The sequence below is a fragment of the Cereibacter azotoformans genome, from assembly GCF_021391315.1.
Classification (GTDB): domain Bacteria; phylum Pseudomonadota; class Alphaproteobacteria; order Rhodobacterales; family Rhodobacteraceae; genus Cereibacter_A; species Cereibacter_A azotoformans.
This window is the reverse complement of record NZ_CP090022.1, coordinates 577455-595049: the sequence shown is the minus strand read 5'-3', so window position 1 is coordinate 595049 and position 17595 is coordinate 577455. Positions and strand designations below refer to the sequence as shown.

The 17595-nt window shown below is 67.2% G+C and carries 14 protein-coding genes and 3 pseudogenes; 8 read left to right on the top strand and 9 right to left on the bottom strand.

Features of this window, described 5'->3' with window-relative positions; translation table 11 throughout:
- The first annotated feature begins 17 nt into the window (after window positions 1-17).
- From LV780_RS17970 to LV780_RS17955, 4 genes and pseudogenes are all read left to right on the top strand, one after another.
- A complete protein-coding gene (locus LV780_RS17970; RefSeq protein WP_108222762.1) occupies window positions 18-1301 on the top strand; it encodes an ABC transporter substrate-binding protein in 1284 nt (427 codons plus the stop codon).
- 67 nt (window positions 1302-1368) lie between these two features.
- Window positions 1369-2169 carry a phosphodiesterase gene (locus LV780_RS17965; RefSeq protein WP_108222761.1) on the top strand — a complete coding sequence of 267 codons (801 nt, stop codon included), beginning with the start codon at window positions 1369-1371 and terminating at the stop codon, window positions 2167-2169.
- A gap of 31 nt (window positions 2170-2200) precedes the next feature.
- Window positions 2201-2785 carry a transposase gene (locus LV780_RS17960; RefSeq protein WP_117345095.1) on the top strand — a complete coding sequence of 195 codons (585 nt, stop codon included), beginning with the start codon at window positions 2201-2203 and terminating at the stop codon, window positions 2783-2785.
- 404 nt (window positions 2786-3189) lie between these two features.
- Window positions 3190-3786, top strand: a pseudogene (locus tag LV780_RS17955) (IS3 family transposase); the annotation flags it as partial.
- Between the two features lie 20 nt (window positions 3787-3806).
- Here the strand turns inward: LV780_RS17955 and LV780_RS17950 are convergent.
- Window positions 3807-5879 (bottom strand): recombinase family protein, encoded by a 2073-nt coding sequence (locus LV780_RS17950; protein WP_108222794.1) that lies wholly within the window; start codon window positions 5877-5879, stop codon window positions 3807-3809.
- Window positions 5869-6063 carry a hypothetical protein gene (locus tag LV780_RS17945; RefSeq protein WP_146172366.1) on the bottom strand — a complete coding sequence of 65 codons (195 nt, stop codon included), beginning with the start codon at window positions 6061-6063 and terminating at the stop codon, window positions 5869-5871. The genes LV780_RS17950 and LV780_RS17945 overlap by 11 nt, the downstream gene beginning before the upstream one ends.
- Before the next feature lie 516 nt (window positions 6064-6579).
- Here LV780_RS17945 and LV780_RS22100 point away from each other — a divergent pair.
- Together LV780_RS22100 and LV780_RS22190 are read left to right on the top strand one after the other, a co-directional pair.
- Window positions 6580-6939 carry a hypothetical protein gene (locus LV780_RS22100; protein WP_407647919.1) on the top strand — a complete coding sequence of 120 codons (360 nt, stop codon included), beginning with the start codon at window positions 6580-6582 and terminating at the stop codon, window positions 6937-6939.
- Between the two features lie 266 nt (window positions 6940-7205).
- Window positions 7206-7466, top strand: a pseudogene (locus LV780_RS22190) (ATP-binding protein); the annotation flags it as partial.
- 290 nt (window positions 7467-7756) lie between these two features.
- Here the strand turns inward: LV780_RS22190 and LV780_RS17930 are convergent.
- The 6 genes and pseudogenes from LV780_RS17930 to dctP all read right to left on the bottom strand — a co-directional run.
- A pseudogene (locus tag LV780_RS17930) lies at window positions 7757-8491 on the bottom strand (transposase); the annotation flags it as partial.
- A gap of 622 nt (window positions 8492-9113) precedes the next feature.
- Entirely contained in the window at window positions 9114-10625 is a 1512-nt protein-coding gene (locus LV780_RS17925; RefSeq protein ID WP_108221209.1) for a malonate--CoA ligase, read from the bottom strand.
- The gene (locus tag LV780_RS17920; protein WP_181318503.1) at window positions 10622-11929 is read right to left on the bottom strand and encodes a malonyl-CoA decarboxylase domain-containing protein; all 1308 of its coding nucleotides are present in this window, start codon (window positions 11927-11929) and stop codon (window positions 10622-10624) included. The genes LV780_RS17925 and LV780_RS17920 overlap by 4 nt, the downstream gene beginning before the upstream one ends.
- A gap of 10 nt (window positions 11930-11939) precedes the next feature.
- Window positions 11940-13253: a TRAP transporter large permease gene (locus LV780_RS17915; protein ID WP_011910482.1), complete on the bottom strand. Its 1314-nt coding sequence runs from the start codon at window positions 13251-13253 to the stop codon at window positions 11940-11942.
- Window positions 13253-13801 (bottom strand): TRAP transporter small permease, encoded by a 549-nt coding sequence (locus LV780_RS17910; RefSeq protein ID WP_011910483.1) that lies wholly within the window; start codon window positions 13799-13801, stop codon window positions 13253-13255. Before LV780_RS17910 ends, LV780_RS17915 begins: the two co-directional genes overlap by 1 nt.
- Before the next feature lie 69 nt (window positions 13802-13870).
- Window positions 13871-14851, bottom strand: a complete 981-nt coding sequence (gene dctP, locus LV780_RS17905) for a TRAP transporter substrate-binding protein DctP (protein ID WP_108221210.1) — start codon at window positions 14849-14851, stop codon at window positions 13871-13873.
- Window positions 14852-14955: 104 nt separating this feature from the next.
- On the opposite strand from dctP, the gene LV780_RS17900 reads away from it, so the two are divergent.
- Entirely contained in the window at window positions 14956-15648 is a 693-nt protein-coding gene (locus LV780_RS17900; protein ID WP_011910485.1) for a GntR family transcriptional regulator, read from the top strand.
- A 4-nt stretch (window positions 15649-15652) separates the two neighbouring features.
- On the opposite strand, the gene LV780_RS17895 is transcribed toward LV780_RS17900, so the two are convergent.
- Window positions 15653-16639 (bottom strand): bile acid:sodium symporter family protein, encoded by a 987-nt coding sequence (locus LV780_RS17895; protein ID WP_011910486.1) that lies wholly within the window; start codon window positions 16637-16639, stop codon window positions 15653-15655.
- An 87-nt stretch (window positions 16640-16726) separates the two neighbouring features.
- Here LV780_RS17895 and LV780_RS17890 point away from each other — a divergent pair, with 87 nt between their 5' ends.
- Window positions 16727-17593 carry a LysR family transcriptional regulator gene (locus LV780_RS17890; RefSeq protein WP_108221211.1) on the top strand — a complete coding sequence of 289 codons (867 nt, stop codon included), beginning with the start codon at window positions 16727-16729 and terminating at the stop codon, window positions 17591-17593.
- Window positions 17594-17595: the final 2 nt, after the last annotated feature.

Here is a 17595-nt window from a genome sequence, read left to right as displayed (position 1 = left end):
CCTAACGGAGAGCAAAGATGACCTTCACCCGTCGTTTCACCCTGGGCGCCGCCGTCTGCGCGCTGGCGCTGCCGAGCCTTGCGCACGCCGAGCAGGTCACGCTGAACGTGCTCTACAACCTGCCGGGCTTCACGCGCTTCCATCAGCCGTTGGCCGATGAGTTCATGAAAAACAACCCGAACGTGACCATCAACTTTCTGGCCCCTGCTGTCGGCTACAACGAAGGGCAGCAACAGGTCCTTCGCTCGGCCGTCACCGGGAACCTGCCGGACGTCTACTTCTCGGGCTATAACCTCACGGCCGAGCTGGTCGAGACGCTGGCCCCGCGCGACCAGATCGTCGATCTGGCCCCCTTCATCGAGGCTGAGGGCGGGCAGGCCTTCCTCGACGAGAACTTCGCGCCCGGCATGCTGGCGCTCGGCATGGTCAATGGCAAGCAATACGGGCTGCCGGTCAACGCCTCCTCGCCCATCATGTACGTGAACGCCGATCTGGTGCGCGCGGCGGGCGGCGATCCCGAGAACATGCCGACGACCTTCCCCGATCTGATCGAGCGGGCCAAGATCATCCACGAGGCCGATCCGCGCGTGGCCGGCATGTCCTATGACATCGCGGGTTGGCCGGATGACTGGCTGTGGCAGGCGATGGTCTACCAGCAGGGCGGCCGGCTCATTGATCCCGAAACGAACCAGGTTGCCTTCGACAACGAGATCGGCCTGAACGGGCTGACCATGATCCGTCGGATGGCCGCCGAGGCCGGTGCGCCGACCTTTGACTGGGATCAGGCCCGTCAACAGTTCGGCGCCGGCATGACCGGGTTCCTGTTCTCGACCCCCGCCCATGTCCAGACAATTGAGGGGCTGGTCGGCGACCGGTTCGAGCTGGTCACGACCACCTTCCCGCTGGACGATCCCGAAAACGGCGGCGTGCCGACCGGCGGCAACTCGGCCGTGATGCTGACCCAGGACAAGGCCAAGCAGCAGGCGGCCTGGAACTACATCAAGTGGGTGACCGGCCCGGAGGCGCAGGACATCATCGTGCGCATCACCGGCTATCTGCCCACCAACAAGCGCGCGACCGGCGAGAACTATCTGGCGCCCTACTACGCCGAGCATCCGAATGTCGCGACCGCAGCGCGCCAGGCCGACCGCTCGCTGCCCTGGGTTGGTTATCCGGGCGGCGACTCGGTCCGCGTCTGGCGCACGCAGCGCGACATCATCGGCACGGTCATGCGCGGCGAGGTCTCACCTGAGGACGGGCTGGCCCGGATGGTCGAGCAGACGAACGCGCTGATGCAGTAAGGCCCGTTTCAGACTGCAGCGGATGCGAGGCACGCGGCCTCGCATCCTTTCTTGCGCGGGGGCGGAGATGAAGATCATCCAGCTGACTGACACGCATTTGATGCCGCCGGGCATGTCGGCCAACGGGGTCGATCCCGAGGCGCGGTTGCGCGCGGCGATGTCCGACATCCTGAAGCGGCACGTGGACGCGGACCTTCTGGTGATTACGGGGGATCTTTGCAACCACGGCGATGCCGAGGCCTACGCGCTTCTGCGCGAGATCCTGGTCCCTGCGCCATTCCCGGTGCGGCTGCTGTTGGGAAATCATGACTGCCGCCCCGAATTTATCGCCGCCTTCCCCGAGCAGCCCTGCGACGACAACGGTTACATCCAGTCGGTCCTGGATACGGATCACGGCCGGCTGCTCTTTCTCGACACGCACGAGGCGGGGTTGATCGGCGGCGCCTACGGCGCCGACCGTCTGGACTGGCTGGACGCAGCGCTGGCCGGTGCCGGCGAGGCCCCAGTGACGGTCTTCGTCCATCATCCCCCGATCGTGGACGGCATTCGCCACTTTCGCGACATCAGCCTGCATGACGACGGTGCCCTTCTGGCGCGCCTGGCTCTCCATCCGGCGGGAGTGCGCCACATCGTCTTCGGCCATATCCACATGCCCCTGTCGGGCACCACTCCGCAAGGCATCGCCTACAGCTCGGGTCAGTCCTGCACGCATCGTCTCATTACCGACCTTGACCTGCCGGATCCCTGGTGGACCGACGGCAACCCGACCTATCGCATCCTGATGATCGACGAACTTGGCTTCCGCGCCTTCACGGTCGAGGTCGGGCAGGTTCCGACGGTCCGCGCACCGCTTTGCGTGGGACCATGATCCACGGGCTGAAAATGAACATTAGGACAGAATGGGTTCATGTACTTGTGCCGACTGGTTCCGTCCTGGGAACTCGCTGGAACCCCGGGGGCTCGAGCGCGACGACGAGATCGCCCGCCTGAAGGCGAAGGTCGGCGAGATCACCATGGCCAACGAGCTTCTCTACGCGGGGATCGACAAGCTGGAGGCGGGTAGCCCTCTGGCCGAGCGGAGGCTTCGAGGCCGGTCGCGCAAGCGGATCATTCGATCCAGTGGATCGAATGGGGAATGTCAGCAGGTCGTGTTGGCGCGCCTTCGTTTCGCCCAGGACGGCCAATATCGGCTGTCCCGCCCCTGCCGGAGACGCCCGATGCAACATGCCACGCCAGCCAGCCTGTTCGATGCCCTGCTGAAGTCCATCGCTGATCTGCCCCCGGCGCAGATCATGAAGGCCGAGGCTGCCCTCTCGACCGCCCGTCGGCGTGCGGAAGCCATTGTCGAGATCGACGCCGTCGGCGCGGAACGCCCGTGCCCGCATTGCGGGGGGCATTCGCCGTGGTCCTCTGGGTGTTGCCGGCGGCACCGACCTGCTGGCGGCGATCCGCGAGGTGATCGAGGCCTCGCCCTTCGGTGGTGACGGCGCGGTCGGATCAGGTCGGGGGCACCGACATGAGCGGGAACGTTCGCACCATGACGGATGGCGAGCAGCGACAGCCTGCCCCCGAAGAGGCGCGCGGTCGCAAGGATGTCGGCGGCTCAAGGCGAAGCAAAGATATCCGGCCGGATCGGCGTGAAACGGCTGGTATGGCGAATGTCTCTGCCGCGGGTCGTGTGCGGACATGCGCCCAGCGGATCGTCAGTTTCCAGACCGCCGGTGACTGTGCAACTCAAGCGGACCTATCCGAAAGCCTGCGCGCCAATCCATACCGTCGGATAGGTTCAGACCATCGGAAAAATAATCGAAAAACGATTGACTGCGCATCGTGGCGCCGATACCCAAGAAGCGTCAAAGGGGCAATCGTACAGCCTCTGCAGTTCCACCGGTACGGCCGCTACGGCTATCGCCGGATCACCGCGCTGCTCCGCGAGGCGGGCTGGGCGGTGAACGTGAAGCGGGTCGAGCGGATCTGGCGAAGGGAGGGGCTGAAGGTCCCGCACAAGCAGCCGAAGAAGCGGCGCCTGTGGCTGAACGACGGATCCTGTACCCGGCTGCGGCCCGAACGCCCCAACCACGTCTGGTCCTACGACTTCGTCGAAAGCCGGACCCACGACGGGAGAAAGTTCCGCATGCTCAATGTCCTCGACGAGTTCACCCGCGAATGTCTGTCCATCCGCGTCTCCCGCAAGCTCAACTCGACCGACGTCATCGACGTGCTGTCCGAGTTGTTCATCCTCCGCGGTGTGCCCGGCCACATACGGTCCGACAACGGGCCGGAGTTCATCGCGACTGCGGTCAGAACCTGGATCGCCGCGGTCGGCGCCCGATGCGCCTTCATCGAGCCCGGCAGCCCCTGGGAGAACGGCTACTGCGAGAGCTTCAACTCGAAGCTCCGAGACGAGCTGTTGAACGGAGAGATCTTCTACAGCCTCGCCGAAGCCCGGATCGTGATCGGGTCCTGGCGCCAGCATTACAACGCTGTTGCATAACACCCATCTCTCTATGTCGTTGAGGGGAATAGGTTTTTCTGGTCATGATGCGGTCCTGCGGGGTGTTTTGCCTTCCGCTTGGCTTGCTCCGCGACTTGCTGTGCCTGTGGTGTGGCGAGTTCGGACCGCCGGAAGAGCCACGGGCCGTCGGACAGGGGGTGGTTCCCCTCTACCACTCCGGCTTCGGCCGCAATCCTCAGGGTCTTCGGCGATACACCGAGCAAGCGCGCTGCGTCGGTCAGGTTGAGCCACGGCTCGATGCCGTCAGGGGCCAGGCGGAACACCGGGATCCTGTGATGCGAGCGCAATGCGGTGACGCGCTCACGCGTCCAGCGATTGCCATGGCCGGTCAGCAGACCGTTTCGATTGAGGATGCTGGCAATCAGATCATCGGAGGCGATGAGCGCTAGGTGGCGCACCGCGACGATGATCTCGGGGGCGGTGCTGTTGCGCTGTCCCCGCCGCCGCTTCGGCAATCGAAGCTCCGTGTGCGCGCCGCCGATCCAATGGATCAGCAGGACGATCTCGGACGCGCCGTTATCAACGTCGGCAACCACTTCATGAATGACGGCACGGACGATACGCTTCTTCAGCCGTGCATCCGTTGTGGGGGCGGCCCATATCGCTCGAAGGTTCCCGGCCAGCCTGGTGGCGTCGAGCACCGCCAGCGAGGAAGGTCCGGGCGCTGTGTCATCATGCATCGCGATTCTGGCCTCGACGTCGGCCGCCTGCTTCAGGGCGCGGTTCCAGCGCGTCTCCAGTTCCGCCGCCACCAGCCGGTTCGCTGGATCGGCGGCATCGTACTGCCGGAACGCCCGATCGGCATGATAGCGGGCCGCTTCGAGATCGCGCAGAAGAGCTTCGCGAACCTGGTCGCATCGGTCGGCAGCCTGCGCCTCTGCCTCGGCGGCGGCAGCGATGGCGCCGGGTTCGACTACCTGCAGCAGGGCTTCCTCGATGGCATCGTCGACTCGCAGGCCGCCGAAGGCGATGCAGCGTGGCTCGCCGTTGTCGAGCAGCCCGCGCCAGCAGGAATAGCGCGGGATGTCGTGCCTGGCTCCGGTGTAGCGGATCGTCAGCTTGCGACCGCAGCGCCGGCAGCGCAACAGGCCCGCGAGGAGGGCATCGCCGTGCTTGGGCGCGCCATGGTGACGGCTTGCGGGGATGTTGTCGCTGACCATCGTGCGGATCGCCTCTGCCCGCTCCCAACCGACATAACCTTCATGCGCACCGGGCTTCAGCGCAAGCCAGTCGCCGCGCGGCTTGCGGCGGCTGCCGGAGCGCGCGATGGCGGCACCGTGCCTCGGCGCCACGCGGGTTTTGCCATAGGCGTAGGCGCCGCCGTAGGCCGGGTTAGCTATCATCCGGTGGATGGAGGCGTAGGTCGGCCTGCGCCAGAAGACGTCGCCGTTGGCGCGCCTGGCCGGCAACTCCAGACTATGTTCGAGAAACCAGAGCAGAGCCTGCCGGGCGCTGCCGAGTTCCGCCACTTTGTCGAAGACGAGGCTGATGGCCTCCTGCACGCGACGATCGGGATCCTTCTCCAGCCGGTCGCCGGCCTTCACGAAGCCGACCGGGGCGGCGACGATCAGCTCGCCGCGGCGGGCCTTCTCGTACCGCGCCGAGAGCGAGCGCTGTCGCAGCAGATCGAGTTCGTACTCGTTGAGGCTGCCCTTCAGGCCGAGAAGCAGGCGGTCGTTGCCCTGGCGCGGAGCATAGACCGTCTCCTGGTCGACGAGCACGGTGTCGACCACGCGGCACATCTCGATCAGCTGCTGCCAGTCGCGGCTGTTGCGGGCGAAGCGCGACACCTCGCGCGCCGCGACCGCACCGACCTTGCCCAAGCAGACCTCGGCCACCATCCGGTCGAAGCCGGCCCGCGCGACACCGCCCGCGGCCGAGCGGCCGAGATCCTCGTCGATGGTCTCGATGGAACTCCAGCCGAACGCCACCAGCCGGTCGCGCATCGCATATTGCAGGGTGCTGCTCTCGCGGTTGTGCAGAACCTGATGGGCCGAGGACTGCCGCACATAGAGGATGGCCTTGCGCTCCAGGTGATGCGGCCCGATCTTCTCATGCATCATGTCCCGCCTCCTTCCGCTGCCCGTCCGCGCCGTCGGCATGGTCGAGGATCAGGCGGACCATCAGCCCGGTCAGCGTCGCCTGCGTCTCGTCGGGCAGGCTCCTCCAGTCCGGCAATGGAAGCGATCCGGCGGCGCAGGGCGGATCGAAGAGGTCGAGTTGCTGCGGTATCGTTCGGCGCGGCATGGGCATCTCCCGGAATCGCATTCAAGGAGGTCGATCCTGCGCCCGAATCCCGCGATCCAGATGGCCCGCCGCCCGCGTCCGCCGTATCGTTCAGCAGAGCTGCCAAGCTCGCCAAAGCCCCGATCGATGCGATCGGGGCCGTCTTCAGCACCCAGTGGTGACTGGCTGCCCGGTCGAACATCCAGGCCGGAACCTCAAGAGCGCGAGCGGAGGCAACACCCGTCAGACTGCAGCGAAATCTCGCCTCGCCCGCCTTCTCGACGGCCTCGTGAACATAGACCCGACAGCCTGCCCATGGATGCCAGGGATAGAGAAGCGTCCGCTCCTCCGTCCCGTGGGTGTTGTGTGATCGAGTTGTACAATTCGAAGCGACTGCACTCCGCCCTCCGCTACCGAACCCCCGAGGAATTCGAAACCCTATTCGCCCGCAAGGCGGCTTAGTTTGGACAGCCCCCGTGGTCCAGCCCGCGGGGTTCACTCCAGTCGAAGCTGGACCCGTTCAAGCCTTATCTGAAGATGCGGATTGCGGAGGCGGCCCCGCGGCGGCTGCCGGCGACGGTGTATCTGCGCGAGCTTCGCGAACGCGGCTATGAGGGCGGGATCCGGATCCTGAAGGACTGGCTGGCGGAGCAGCATCCGGCCGTTCCCGCGCCGCCGATCGTGCAGTTCGAGACCCCGCCCGGGCGGCAGGCGCAGGCGGACTGGACGGCGATCCGGCGCGGCCGGAACAAGTTGTCGGCCTCCCATGCGGGGGACCAGAGCTCGATCCGCTCCACCTCCCGCTGCCCAGGAGCCACGCCCTGCAGCGCCTCACCAGGCAGCGCGGCCGCTTCCAGGACGCGATCGCCGCAGCCAAGCGCCGTCTTCCGGATCTGATCCGCCGGGCCTCCGCGGCACTCGGGCGGGGGAGGCCCGTTCCCTCGCGGATGGGGCGGCGCCTGCGCGGCTACCGCTGCGCCCCGGCGATCGGGCGCGCAGATCTCATCGACGACAAGCCTGGCCAGCGTCTCGACAAGAGGTTCAGTCCCGGTCTCGAGCGGCCGCGCGAGGATGTCGAGGGCGTGCGCGCGTCCCACGACTGGCGCCCGCATCTTCAGCAGCCGCTCCTGCTGGAAAGGAATGTCGAGATGCGAGAAGCTGTGGTCGGCCATCTGCCGCTCGGCCGTGAACTGGCCCACCTGTTCTTCCAGGTCATCGCCGCCCGCTACGAGAAGGGCGCGACGATCATGACCTCGAACCTCGGCTTCGGCGCCTGGGACCAGGCCTTCGCCGGAGACCGCGTGCTCACCGTCGCAATGTTGGATCGCCTGCTCCACCACAGCCATGTCGTCCAGATCCAGGGCGACAGCTACCGGCTGAAGGGAAAGCGCATGGCCGGCATCATCGGCGCCCCAGCCCCCGAAGGAGACCGTCACCGCCCAACCCAACCGCCACAGGCCAGATCGCGCCTGGGTTATGTGACGACCCCGCGCGCTCTGGCCTGCTCATCACCCGGGTGGACCACTCTTACTTCGGCCAAGTGGGCCAGTTTTGGACCAGCGTTGACATGGAAACTCCCGGCCTGACGTTCGTTAGGAACGGCCCTGCGCCCTGTAGGGTGGGATTTCCGGCAAGCGGATCTGGGGGATGGTTCGGCGGCGGCAGGAGCCGCGTGGGGCTCGTCGTTGCAAATAGCGGCGCTCGTTTCCGCCGATCAGCCGGGGATTGCCTCCATCAGGCGCCGGGCACCGATCAACGAGATCATCCGCTTCATGTTGTAAGCTAGGACGTTCAGCGCCATCTCCGTCCGTACGTTCTTCAGACGCCGTGTCAGGAAATGGGTCGTGCCCATCCAGGCCTTGAGGGTGCCGAAAACATGCTCGACCGTGCGGCGCCGGAGCGTCATCGGGTCGGGATCGCGGGCGAGGCGTTCCCGCATCGCGTCGATCAGGTGCTCGTGCTCCCAACGGGTGATCCGCCGCTCCGTGCCGCTCGTGCAGCGGCGCTGGATGGGACAGGTCTGGCAGTCGTTGACCCAGTATCGGCGGACCTGCAGGCCGCCTTCCTCGCGGGTGCCGCGGTAGGTCAACCCGTTGCCGGCCGGGCAGGTGTAGATGTCGCGCTCCGGGTCGTAGAGAAAGTCCGTCTTCACGAACATGCCCTTGGCCTCGTTGCCGGAGGTCAGGGGCCGCGGCACGGTCGTAGTGATGCCGGCCTCGTGGCAGGCGAGGATCTCGGCGCCGCTGAAATAGCCCTTGTCGGCGACGGCGTGCAGCTCGTCGCGACCAAGAGCCTCCCTGGCCGCCGTCGCCATCGGGCTCAGCTGGTCGCGGTCGAAACCTTGATTGGTGATGTCGTGGGTGACAATCAGGTGCGTCTCGGCATCGACGGCGAGTTGGCCATTGTAGCCGACCAGGCCGCTGTTCCTGGCACTGGTCGGTTGACAGCGATCATGAGAGAACACGTTGCTGAAAAACCCTGGCCTCGAGGCGCGATCTCCGGGCCGCCGGCGTGGAGCCGGACACGCGGGTCGTCACGCCGCCCGCTTCGATCTCGATCCGCTCGTCCAGCGAAGGGCGGCTCATGCGCGGCTCGACCTCCACTATCAGCTATCAGCGGCACGACCTCGCTGGCATCCGGACACTCGGTAATCCTCCGGAACGGCGAACCGCCCCTCCCGAGTCATCCGCCCACAGGTCGTGAGTTGCGACGGCAGGAGCCGACAGTTCCCCCACCCGCGTCCCCGGGACACAGCTCTCCATCACGATCCGGAGCCTCTCCTCGTCCGGCCACGTCCGCTGTCCCATCCGCTCGTCCAGGACTCGGAACACCCGGCATATCCTTCAGCCATGACCGTTCTCCGCGCTCGCTCGCGCGAAGGATCCGCGAGCGGGCGTCAAGCCGGAAGCATCGACATCAATGGGGTAGACCACCGCTTACGCCTCGTGCCGGCGGCGGTGCTCCACCGCCAGACGAGGCGCCTGCGGGATCCGCAAACCGGAACCTGCCCCCGGGTTTCGCGGAGGCGCGCGCCCGAGCCGGACATGCCCGCGCGCCGGGTGGCCTCGGCCTCAGGCAAAGAGGGAGGCGAAATCCTGCCGGAGCAGGTTCTTCTGCACCTTCCCCATCGTGTTGCGCGGCAGCTCGGGGACGATGGCGATGTGCTTGGGCTGCTTGAACCGCGCAAGGCTCTGCGCCATCGCAGCCTCGAGGGCGGCGCCATCGACCTCGGCCCCGGGACGCGGCACGATCACCCCCACCACCGCCTCTCCGAAGTCCGGGTGGGGAACCCCGATCACCGCGCTCTCGAGAACGCCCGGCTGCTCGTCGAGCACCAGCTCGATCTCCTTGGGATAGACGTTGTAACCACCCGTGATGATGAGATCCTTCTGCCGGCCGACGATGCTCACATAGCCGTTGGGGTCGATCACGCCGATGTCGCCCGTGATGAAGAACCCGTCCTCGCGCAGCTCCTCGCGGGTCTTCTCGGGCATCTGCCAGTAGCCCTTGAAGACGTTCGGACCCCGCACCTCGATCATGCCGGGCTCGCCCTGCGGCAGATCCTCTCCGGTGACGGGATCGGTGATCTTCAGCTCAACCCCCGGCAGCGGGCGGCCCACCGTGCCGGGCTTGCGGGCGCCGTCGTAGGGGTTCGAGGTGCTCATGTTGGTTTCGGTCATGCCGTAACGTTCGAGGATGCGATGCCCGGTGCGCTCCTCGAACTGCACATGGGTCTCGGCCAGAAGCGGCGCCGAGCCAGAGGTGAAGAGGCGCATGTGCGCGACGAGGTCGCGGTCGAACCGCGGATCATCCAGCAGACGCGTGTAGAAGGTCGGCACGCCCATCATGCTCGTCGCCCGCGGCAGCGCCGCGATCACCTGATCGACCTTGAACCCCGGCAGGAAGATCATCGACCCGCCCGAACGCAGGACGACGTTGATCGCGACGAACAGACCGTGCGTGTGGAAGATCGGCAGCGCGTGAAGCAGCACGTCCTTTTCGGTGAAGCGCCATTCCTGCACCAGCACCTCGGCGTTCGAGAGCAGGTTCGACTGGCTGAGCATCGCCCCCTTGGAGCGGCCGGTGGTGCCGGAGGTGTAGAGGATCGCCGCCAGATCCTCGGCGTCGCGCGCGACCGGCGTGAAGCTCGGCCCCGCAAGCCGGGCCAGCTCGGTCAGGCTGCCCTCGCCTGCGGCATCCAGCGTCTCGAACCGGGCGCCGTGGCGGGCGGCCACGGGGGCGAGGCTTTCGGCGCGGGATGGATCGCCCACCAGAAGTGCGGCCTCGGCATTGCCGACGAAATAATCCACCTCGCCCGCGGTGTAGGCCGTGTTCAGCGGCAGGAACACCACGCCGGCCGACAGCGCCGCCAGATAGAGCGCAAGCGCCCGGGGGCTCTTGTCGATCTGCACCGCCATCCGGTCGCCCGGCTTCAGCCCGAGCCCGGCCAGCGCCGCGGCCAGCGCCATGGCCTTGCCGTGCAGTTCGGCCCCGCTCAGGCCGCGCCCCTCGACGTCGAACAGGACGGGCGTGGTGCGCCGCGCAAGAGGGGCTACGAGTGCGTCGTAAAGCGGACTGGTCATGACTTTCTTCCTGTCGTGGAGCCCTGTGCAAGCAGGGATTGAACCTTCTTCGAGGCGGCGACGACCTTGCCGGTCAGGAAGCCCTCGGTGTTGGTCTCGACCTGCGAGAGGTCGTAGAGATAGTTGACCATCGCGCTGCAGGACTGGCGGAAGCCATTGGCCGAGACATCGGCCAGCGCGTGGATCTCGTGCAGGAGCGCGCCGTTGCCGAGATGGAAGCGCGCGACCGGATCGACCGGCAGCCCGTCCGGCCGCCGGGCCTGCAGCAGATATTCGGCAGTGAGGCGACGCAGGGTCTGGACCTCGGGGGCCATGGTCTCGGGATCGGCCGCGGCACCGGCGGCCAGCAGCCGCGCGGCCTCGGGCCGATCGGGAGCGATCCCGGCGAGCCAGCGCGACAGGCCCGGCACCGGCGAGAGGGTGACGAAGCGGCGCAGCGCCGGCAGGTCGCGGCGCAGTTCCTCGACCACCTGCTTGATCAGCGAGTTGCCGAAGGAGATGCCGCGCAGCCCCTCCTGGCAGTTCGAGATGGAATAGAACACCGCCGTGTCGCAGTCGGCGGCGGCCAGCGGCGTGCGACCTTCGGCCAGCAGCGCCTGCACCGAGCCCGGCGTGCCCTTGCAGAGGGCCACCTCGACAAAGATCAGCGGCTCTTCGGGCATGGCGGGGTGGAAGAAGGCAAAGCAGCGCCGGTCCGAGGGCCTGAGCCGCCTTTGCAGGTCGTCCCAGTCGTTGATGGCGTGGACGGCCTCGTATTCGATGATCTTCTCGAGGATGTTGGCCGGGGTGCGCCAGTCGATGTGGCGCAGCACGAGGAAACCGCGGTTGAACCAGCTGGAAAAGAGATGCTGGAAGTCGGCGTCGATCGCGGCCAGCTCGGGCGCCTCGGGCAAGAGGCGCAGCAGGTCGAGCCGCATCCGCACCAGCTCTTCCGTGGCACCGGGCGCCTGGTTCATCCGGCGCAGCAGCTCCTGCCGGCGGGGTTCGGCCTCGCGGCAGAGGTCGGCCAGCGCCGACGGCCCGCCGCCGTCACGGTAGCGCGTGGCGGCGGCGATCACCCGGTCGGCATCCAGATCAAGCTCGGTGGCGAGATGGCGGAAGAAGTCCGCCCGCTCGTCGGCCCCCATGGCGCGGTAGTGCGAGAGGATATCGCGCGCCAGCCGGACGCCCGACACCTCGCCCGGCGCCGAAAGCAGCGCCGCGCAGAGTTCCTCGACCGGCGTCCGGCTGGGCGCCGGCGCGCCGAGGGCATGCCGCTCGAACAGCGTGCCCATGAGATCGGCGAAGAAGGCGATGCGGCTCATGTCCTGTCCCTCAAACCGGGCCCATCACCAGATCCGGCAGCCATGTGACCAGCTCGGGCACGAAACAGAGGATCACGATGGCCGCGATCATGCATCCGACGAAGGGTGCCGAGCCCCACAGGATGGTGCGGAGCGAGATGTTGGGCGAGATGGAATTGATGACGAACAGGTTCAGGCCCACCGGCGGAGTGATCAGCCCGATCTCCATATTGATCGTCAGGATGATGGCGAACCAGTAGGGGTCGAACTGCGCGGCCTGCAGGATCGGCAGCAGGATCGGCGCCGTCATCAGGATCACCGCGACCGGCGGCAGGAAGAAGCCGGCAACCAGCAGGAAGAGGTTGATGAGCCCCATCAGCACCCAGCGGTTGACGTCCAGCTCGGCAATCCACTGCGCGATGGACTGGGTGATGAAGAGCGATGACATCATGTAGGCAAAGACCCCCGCCGCGGCCATGATGAAGAGGATCATCACGCTCTCGCGGGTGCTGTCGCGCAGCACGCCCCAGATCGCCCGCGGCTTCCAGAGCCCGTAGATGACGATCGCCATCACGAGGCAGAGCACCGCGCCCACCGCCGCCGTCTCGGACGTCGTGGCGATGCCACCGTACATGGCATAGAGCACGCCCGCGATCACCACGAGGAAGGGCACCACGCGGGGCAGGATCTCGAACCTTTCGCGCAGGCTGTAATGGCGCGGCGACAGCACGGCCGTGTTGCCCGAACGCCAGGTGGCGAAGATGGCCCAGGCCATGAAGAGCAGGGTCAGAAGGAGCCCCGGGATGATCCCGGCCAGGAACAGCCGGCCGATCGAGGTCTCGGTGGCGATGCCATAGACGATCAGCGTGACCGAGGGCGGGATCAGGATGCCCAGCGTGCCGCCCGCCGCGATGGCGCCCGCGGCCACGCCGTCGGGATAGCCGCGCTTCTGCATCTCGGGGATGCCCATCTTGCCGATGGCCGCGCAGGTGGCCGGGCTCGAACCCGACATGGCCGCAAAGAGCGCGCAGGCCCCGAGGTTCGAGACGACCAGCCCGCCGGGCACGCGCGTCAGCCAGCGTTCCAGCGCCTCGAAGAGGTCGGCCCCCGCGCGGGTCGAGGCAATGGCCGCGCCCATGATGATGAACATCGGGATCGACAGGATGGTGAAGCTGTTGAGATCGGCGAAGAAGATCTCGGGCATCATCTCGAGCGAGCGCGCCCCGTCGAAGATCAGCAGGAACACGGCCGAGACGATCAGCAGCCCCACGGCCACCGAGACGCCCGAGAACAGGACGATGATGGTGACGACGGCCACGAGAAGGCCGAGAACAAGCGGGTCCATCAATGGTCCTCGATGCCGAAGGGCGGCTCGGCGCCGGTGATGAGCCCCACCAGATCCGCCACCAGTTGCAGGATGAAGAGGCCGAAGCCCACGGGCATCGCCAGATAGGGCACCCACAGCGGCGCGGCCCACACGGTCGAGGACTTCCAGTTGCGGTCGAAGGCCTGATGCCAGACGTCGAACGCATACCAGGCCAGCACCGCCATCACGGCAATGGTCGAGATCAGCACGACATAGGCCAGCACACGCCGCACGCGCCGCGGCAGCATGTGGGGCACGAGATCCACGTTCACATGCCCCCGCAGACGCTGGACATAGGGCAGGCCGACGGTCGTGGCCGCGATCATCAGGTAGATCACCGCCTCGGTCTGCCAGATCGTGGACTGGTTCAGCACCGCGCGAACAAAGATCATGTGGCAGGTCACGAACAGCGCGATCACCGTGAAGGCCGCGGCGGTCCAGCCGCAGACGGTCGAGATGGCATGGACCGTTCGGATGAAGGCATTGCCGCCCGACCGGGCCGGCGCTGCCGCAAGGGTTCCGGACATCGAGTCACTCCGGGTCAGAAGGGGCCGGGGCCCGGCGGACGGGGCGGCGCGAGGCCGCCCCGCGGCGGATCATTCGACCGAGAGGGCCATGTCCAGCAGCGTCTGCCCGTCCGGCACCTGCTCGACAAAGAGGCGGTAGGACGAGCTTTCGGCCAGCGTCCGCCAGGCGTCGAAATCCTCCTGCGTCATCTCGGCGATCTCGACGCCCGCCTCGCGGAACACCTCGATCGAGGCCGCATCCTCCTTCTTGGCCTCTTCGAAATAATAGGCCTCGGCCCGCTCGGAGGCCGCACGCAGCGCCTCCTGCTGCTCGGGCGAGAGCTGCTCGAAGGTGGTCTTGTTGATCAGGATCGGCTGATACATGAACCACAGCGCCACATCCGAGGCCGGCGTGTAGCACTTGGCCAGTTCCTGGAGGCGGAACGAGACGAAGGACGAGGAAGAGGTGTTCAGCGCCTGAAGCACGTTCTGCTGCATGGCGTTGTAGGTCTCGGACGAGGGCATGGAGGCGATCGAGGCCCCCGCGGCCTGCAGCATCTCCTCGAAGCCCTTGCCGGCGGCGCGCACGGTCTTGCCCTGCACATGCTCGGGGCGGGTGATGCATTCGCCCGTGCTGGCAAAGCCGCCGGCCAGATAGCCGCGCACGAGGGTCATCGCGTCATCCTCGTTCAGCAGCCGCTCGATCTCCTCCATGAAGGGCGAATCGTTCACCCGCGCGGCGTGGTCGTGGCTCTTGATCAGGCCGGGCATCAGGGTGAGGTTGTATTCGGGCCGCTGGCCGCCCGCGTAGGACAGGGGCAGCACCGTCATGTCGAGCTGACCGCGGGTCAGGGGCACATATTGCTCCGTCGCCTTGAAGAGCGATCCCGACGGGAAGATGCGGATCGACAGATCCACATCGGCCGCGGCCACGTCGTCGGCCACCATCTGCGCCACGCGGTGGCGCAGGTCTCCGGGTGCGAACTGGTGCGACAGGCGCAACTCTTCGGCGCTGGCAGCGCCGACACAGAGCGGCAGCGCGGCCAGCGCCGCGATCTTGGCTAGTTTCATCGGAAACCTCCTCCCAAAGGCATCGAAATAGGACATATGCACGCAGGTTGTCGTTGAATGTATGACAGGTCAAGCGTATTGTATGCAAGAACGTTATTTGATGGATGCAGCTAATGGCTGATGTCACGGTGGACCGCCGGACGGACCAGATCCGCGAGGCGCTCGAAGAGATGATCGTCGAAGGGCATTTCGCCGATGGGGCGAGGCTGGACGAGGTGAGCCTGGCCGACCGGTTCAAGGTCTCGCGAACGCCGCTGCGCGAGGCGTTCCAGGCTCTGGCGGCCTCGGGCCTCGTGGAACTGCGCCACCGCCGGGGCGCCTTCGTGCGCTATCCCGCGCTCGAGGATGTGGTCGAGATGTTCGACGTGATGGCCGAGATCGAGGCGCTCTGCGGGCGCTATGCCGCCCGGCGCATGTCGCCCGAGGATCAGGCGGCGATCGAGGCGGCGCTTCTGGCCTGCGAGGCCGCGGCCGAGCGGCAGGAGATCGAGGCCTACTACCGCGCGAACCACGACTTCCACCATCTGATCTACCGCGCCTCGGGAAACCGCTTCCTTGCGGGCGAGGCCGACCGGCTGCACCGCCGGCTGAAGCCCTTCCGCCGGTTGCAGTTGCGCGTGCGCGGGCGCATGGCCGAGAGCCTGCGCCAGCACCGGGCGATCTTCGCCGCCCTGGTGGCGGGCGATGCCGAGGGGGTGACGGCCGTCATGCGCGAACACATCGCCGTTCAGGGCGACCGGTTCAACGATCTGGCTGCCAACTACCGCTCGGCGACTCGCGGCCGCCGGGTCGCGTGATCGCTCAGGCGCGGGCGGCCGTGGCCTCCCTGGCCGCCGCGCGGGCGGCGTAGCGCTGCGCCAGCATCGCGCAGGCCATCAGCTGGATCTGGTGGAACAGCATGAGCGGCAGGACGATGGCCCCGATCGTCGCCGCCGGGAAGATCGCGTTCGCCATGGGCACGCCGCTGGCCAGGCTCTTCTTCGAGCCGCAGAAGACAATGGCGATCTCGTCCTCGCGTGCGAACCCGAGCTTGCGGCTCACCATCAGGCTGATCCCCAGCGCCGAGGCCAGAAGCAGCACATCGAGCGCCAGAACCACGCCGATGTCGCGCAGCGAGAAGTCGTTCCAGACCCCCTCGACCATGGCGTGACTGAAGGCGAGATAGACCACCATCAGGATCGAACCGCGATCCACGGGCATCAGCAGCTTCTTGCGCGCGCGCAGCCAGCCGCCAATCCAGGGTTGCAGCAGCTGCCCCAGCAGGAAGGGCGCAAGCAGCTGAAGCAGGATCTTGGCCACGGCATCGCCCGAGATCCCGCCCCCGCCGCCCAGGGTGAAGAGAAGGCCGACAAGGAAGGGCGAGATGACCACGCCAAGGATGTTCGACAGCGAGGCCGCGCAGACCGCGGCCGGCACGTTGCCTCCGGCGATGGCGGTGAAGGCGATGGAGCTTTGCACCGTCGAGGGCAGCAGGCAGAGGTAGAGCAGGCCGAGATAGAGCCCGTGCGGCAGCAGCGTCTCGGGGACCAGCCCCAGCGCCAGCCCGAGCGCGGGAAACAGCAGGAAGGTGAGCCCGAGGATCACCAGTTGCAGCCGCCAGTGCAGGAAGCCCGCGCGCACCGTCGCGGCCTCCAGCCGCGCGCCGTGCAGGAAGAACAGCAGGGCGATGGCAAGGTCGGTGGCCAGCCCGAATCCCTCGGCAAAGGCGCCGCGCGCGGGCAGAAGCGAGGCTACCGCCACCGCGGCGGCGATCAGCAGGGTGAAGTTGTCGGGCAGGAACCTTCGCACGGCGACCTCCGGGATGGGACAGCTTTCCCTTTTGCGCTATCGTCATACCGAATACAAAAGATAACGCTTATCGGGAAACACGATCCCATGCTCGACCTCGGCCAGTTGCGGAGTTTCCTTGCCGTGCATGACACGGCCAGCTTCAGCCTTGCCGCGACGCGGCTGGGGCTGGCGCAATCGACGGTAAGCCAGCATGTGCGGCGGCTCGAGGATCATCTGGGCCGCCGCCTGTTCGACCGCGACACGCATCGCGTGGCCCCCACTGCGGCCGGCGAGATGCTGCTGGCCGAAGCGCGCACCCTCCTCGAGATCAGCGACCGGCTTGAAGCCCAGTTCCTCCAGAGCCGGCTGCGCGGGCGGCTGCGCTTCGGCCTTTCGGAAGACATGGTGAACGGCCCCCTGCCCTCGATCCTGCGCGGCTTTTCCGCGGCCAATCCCTCGGTCGATCTGGAACTGACGGTCGCGCTGTCGGCCGCGCTCTTTGCCGAACAGGAGATGGGTCGGATTGATCTCGTGCTGGCCAAGCGGCGGCTGGGCGACGATCGCGGCCACGTCGTCGCGCGCGAGCCGCTGGTCTGGCTGGCCCGCGATCCCGATCTGGTGGCGCGGCGGCGGCCGCTGCCGCTGATCTCGTTCCCGGCCCCCAGCATCACCCGCGCGGCCGCACTCGATGCGCTGGAACAGGCGCAGCTCCCCTGGCTGATCAGCTGCACCTGCTCGTCGCTGAGCGGGCTGACGGCGGCGGCACGGGCGGGCATGGGCGTCTTCGTGCAGCCGCGCGGGCTGACGCCGGAGGGGTTGCGCGAGGTGCCGGCCGACATGCTGCCCCCGCTCGAGACGGTGGAGTTCGTGCTGGTCGAGCGGCGCGGCGCGGACCGGGCGCTGATGGCCGCCCTCACGCGCGAGATCCTGCGCCAGACCGGGCGTCAGCCGCCAGCGCCCGCGGCGCGCTGAGC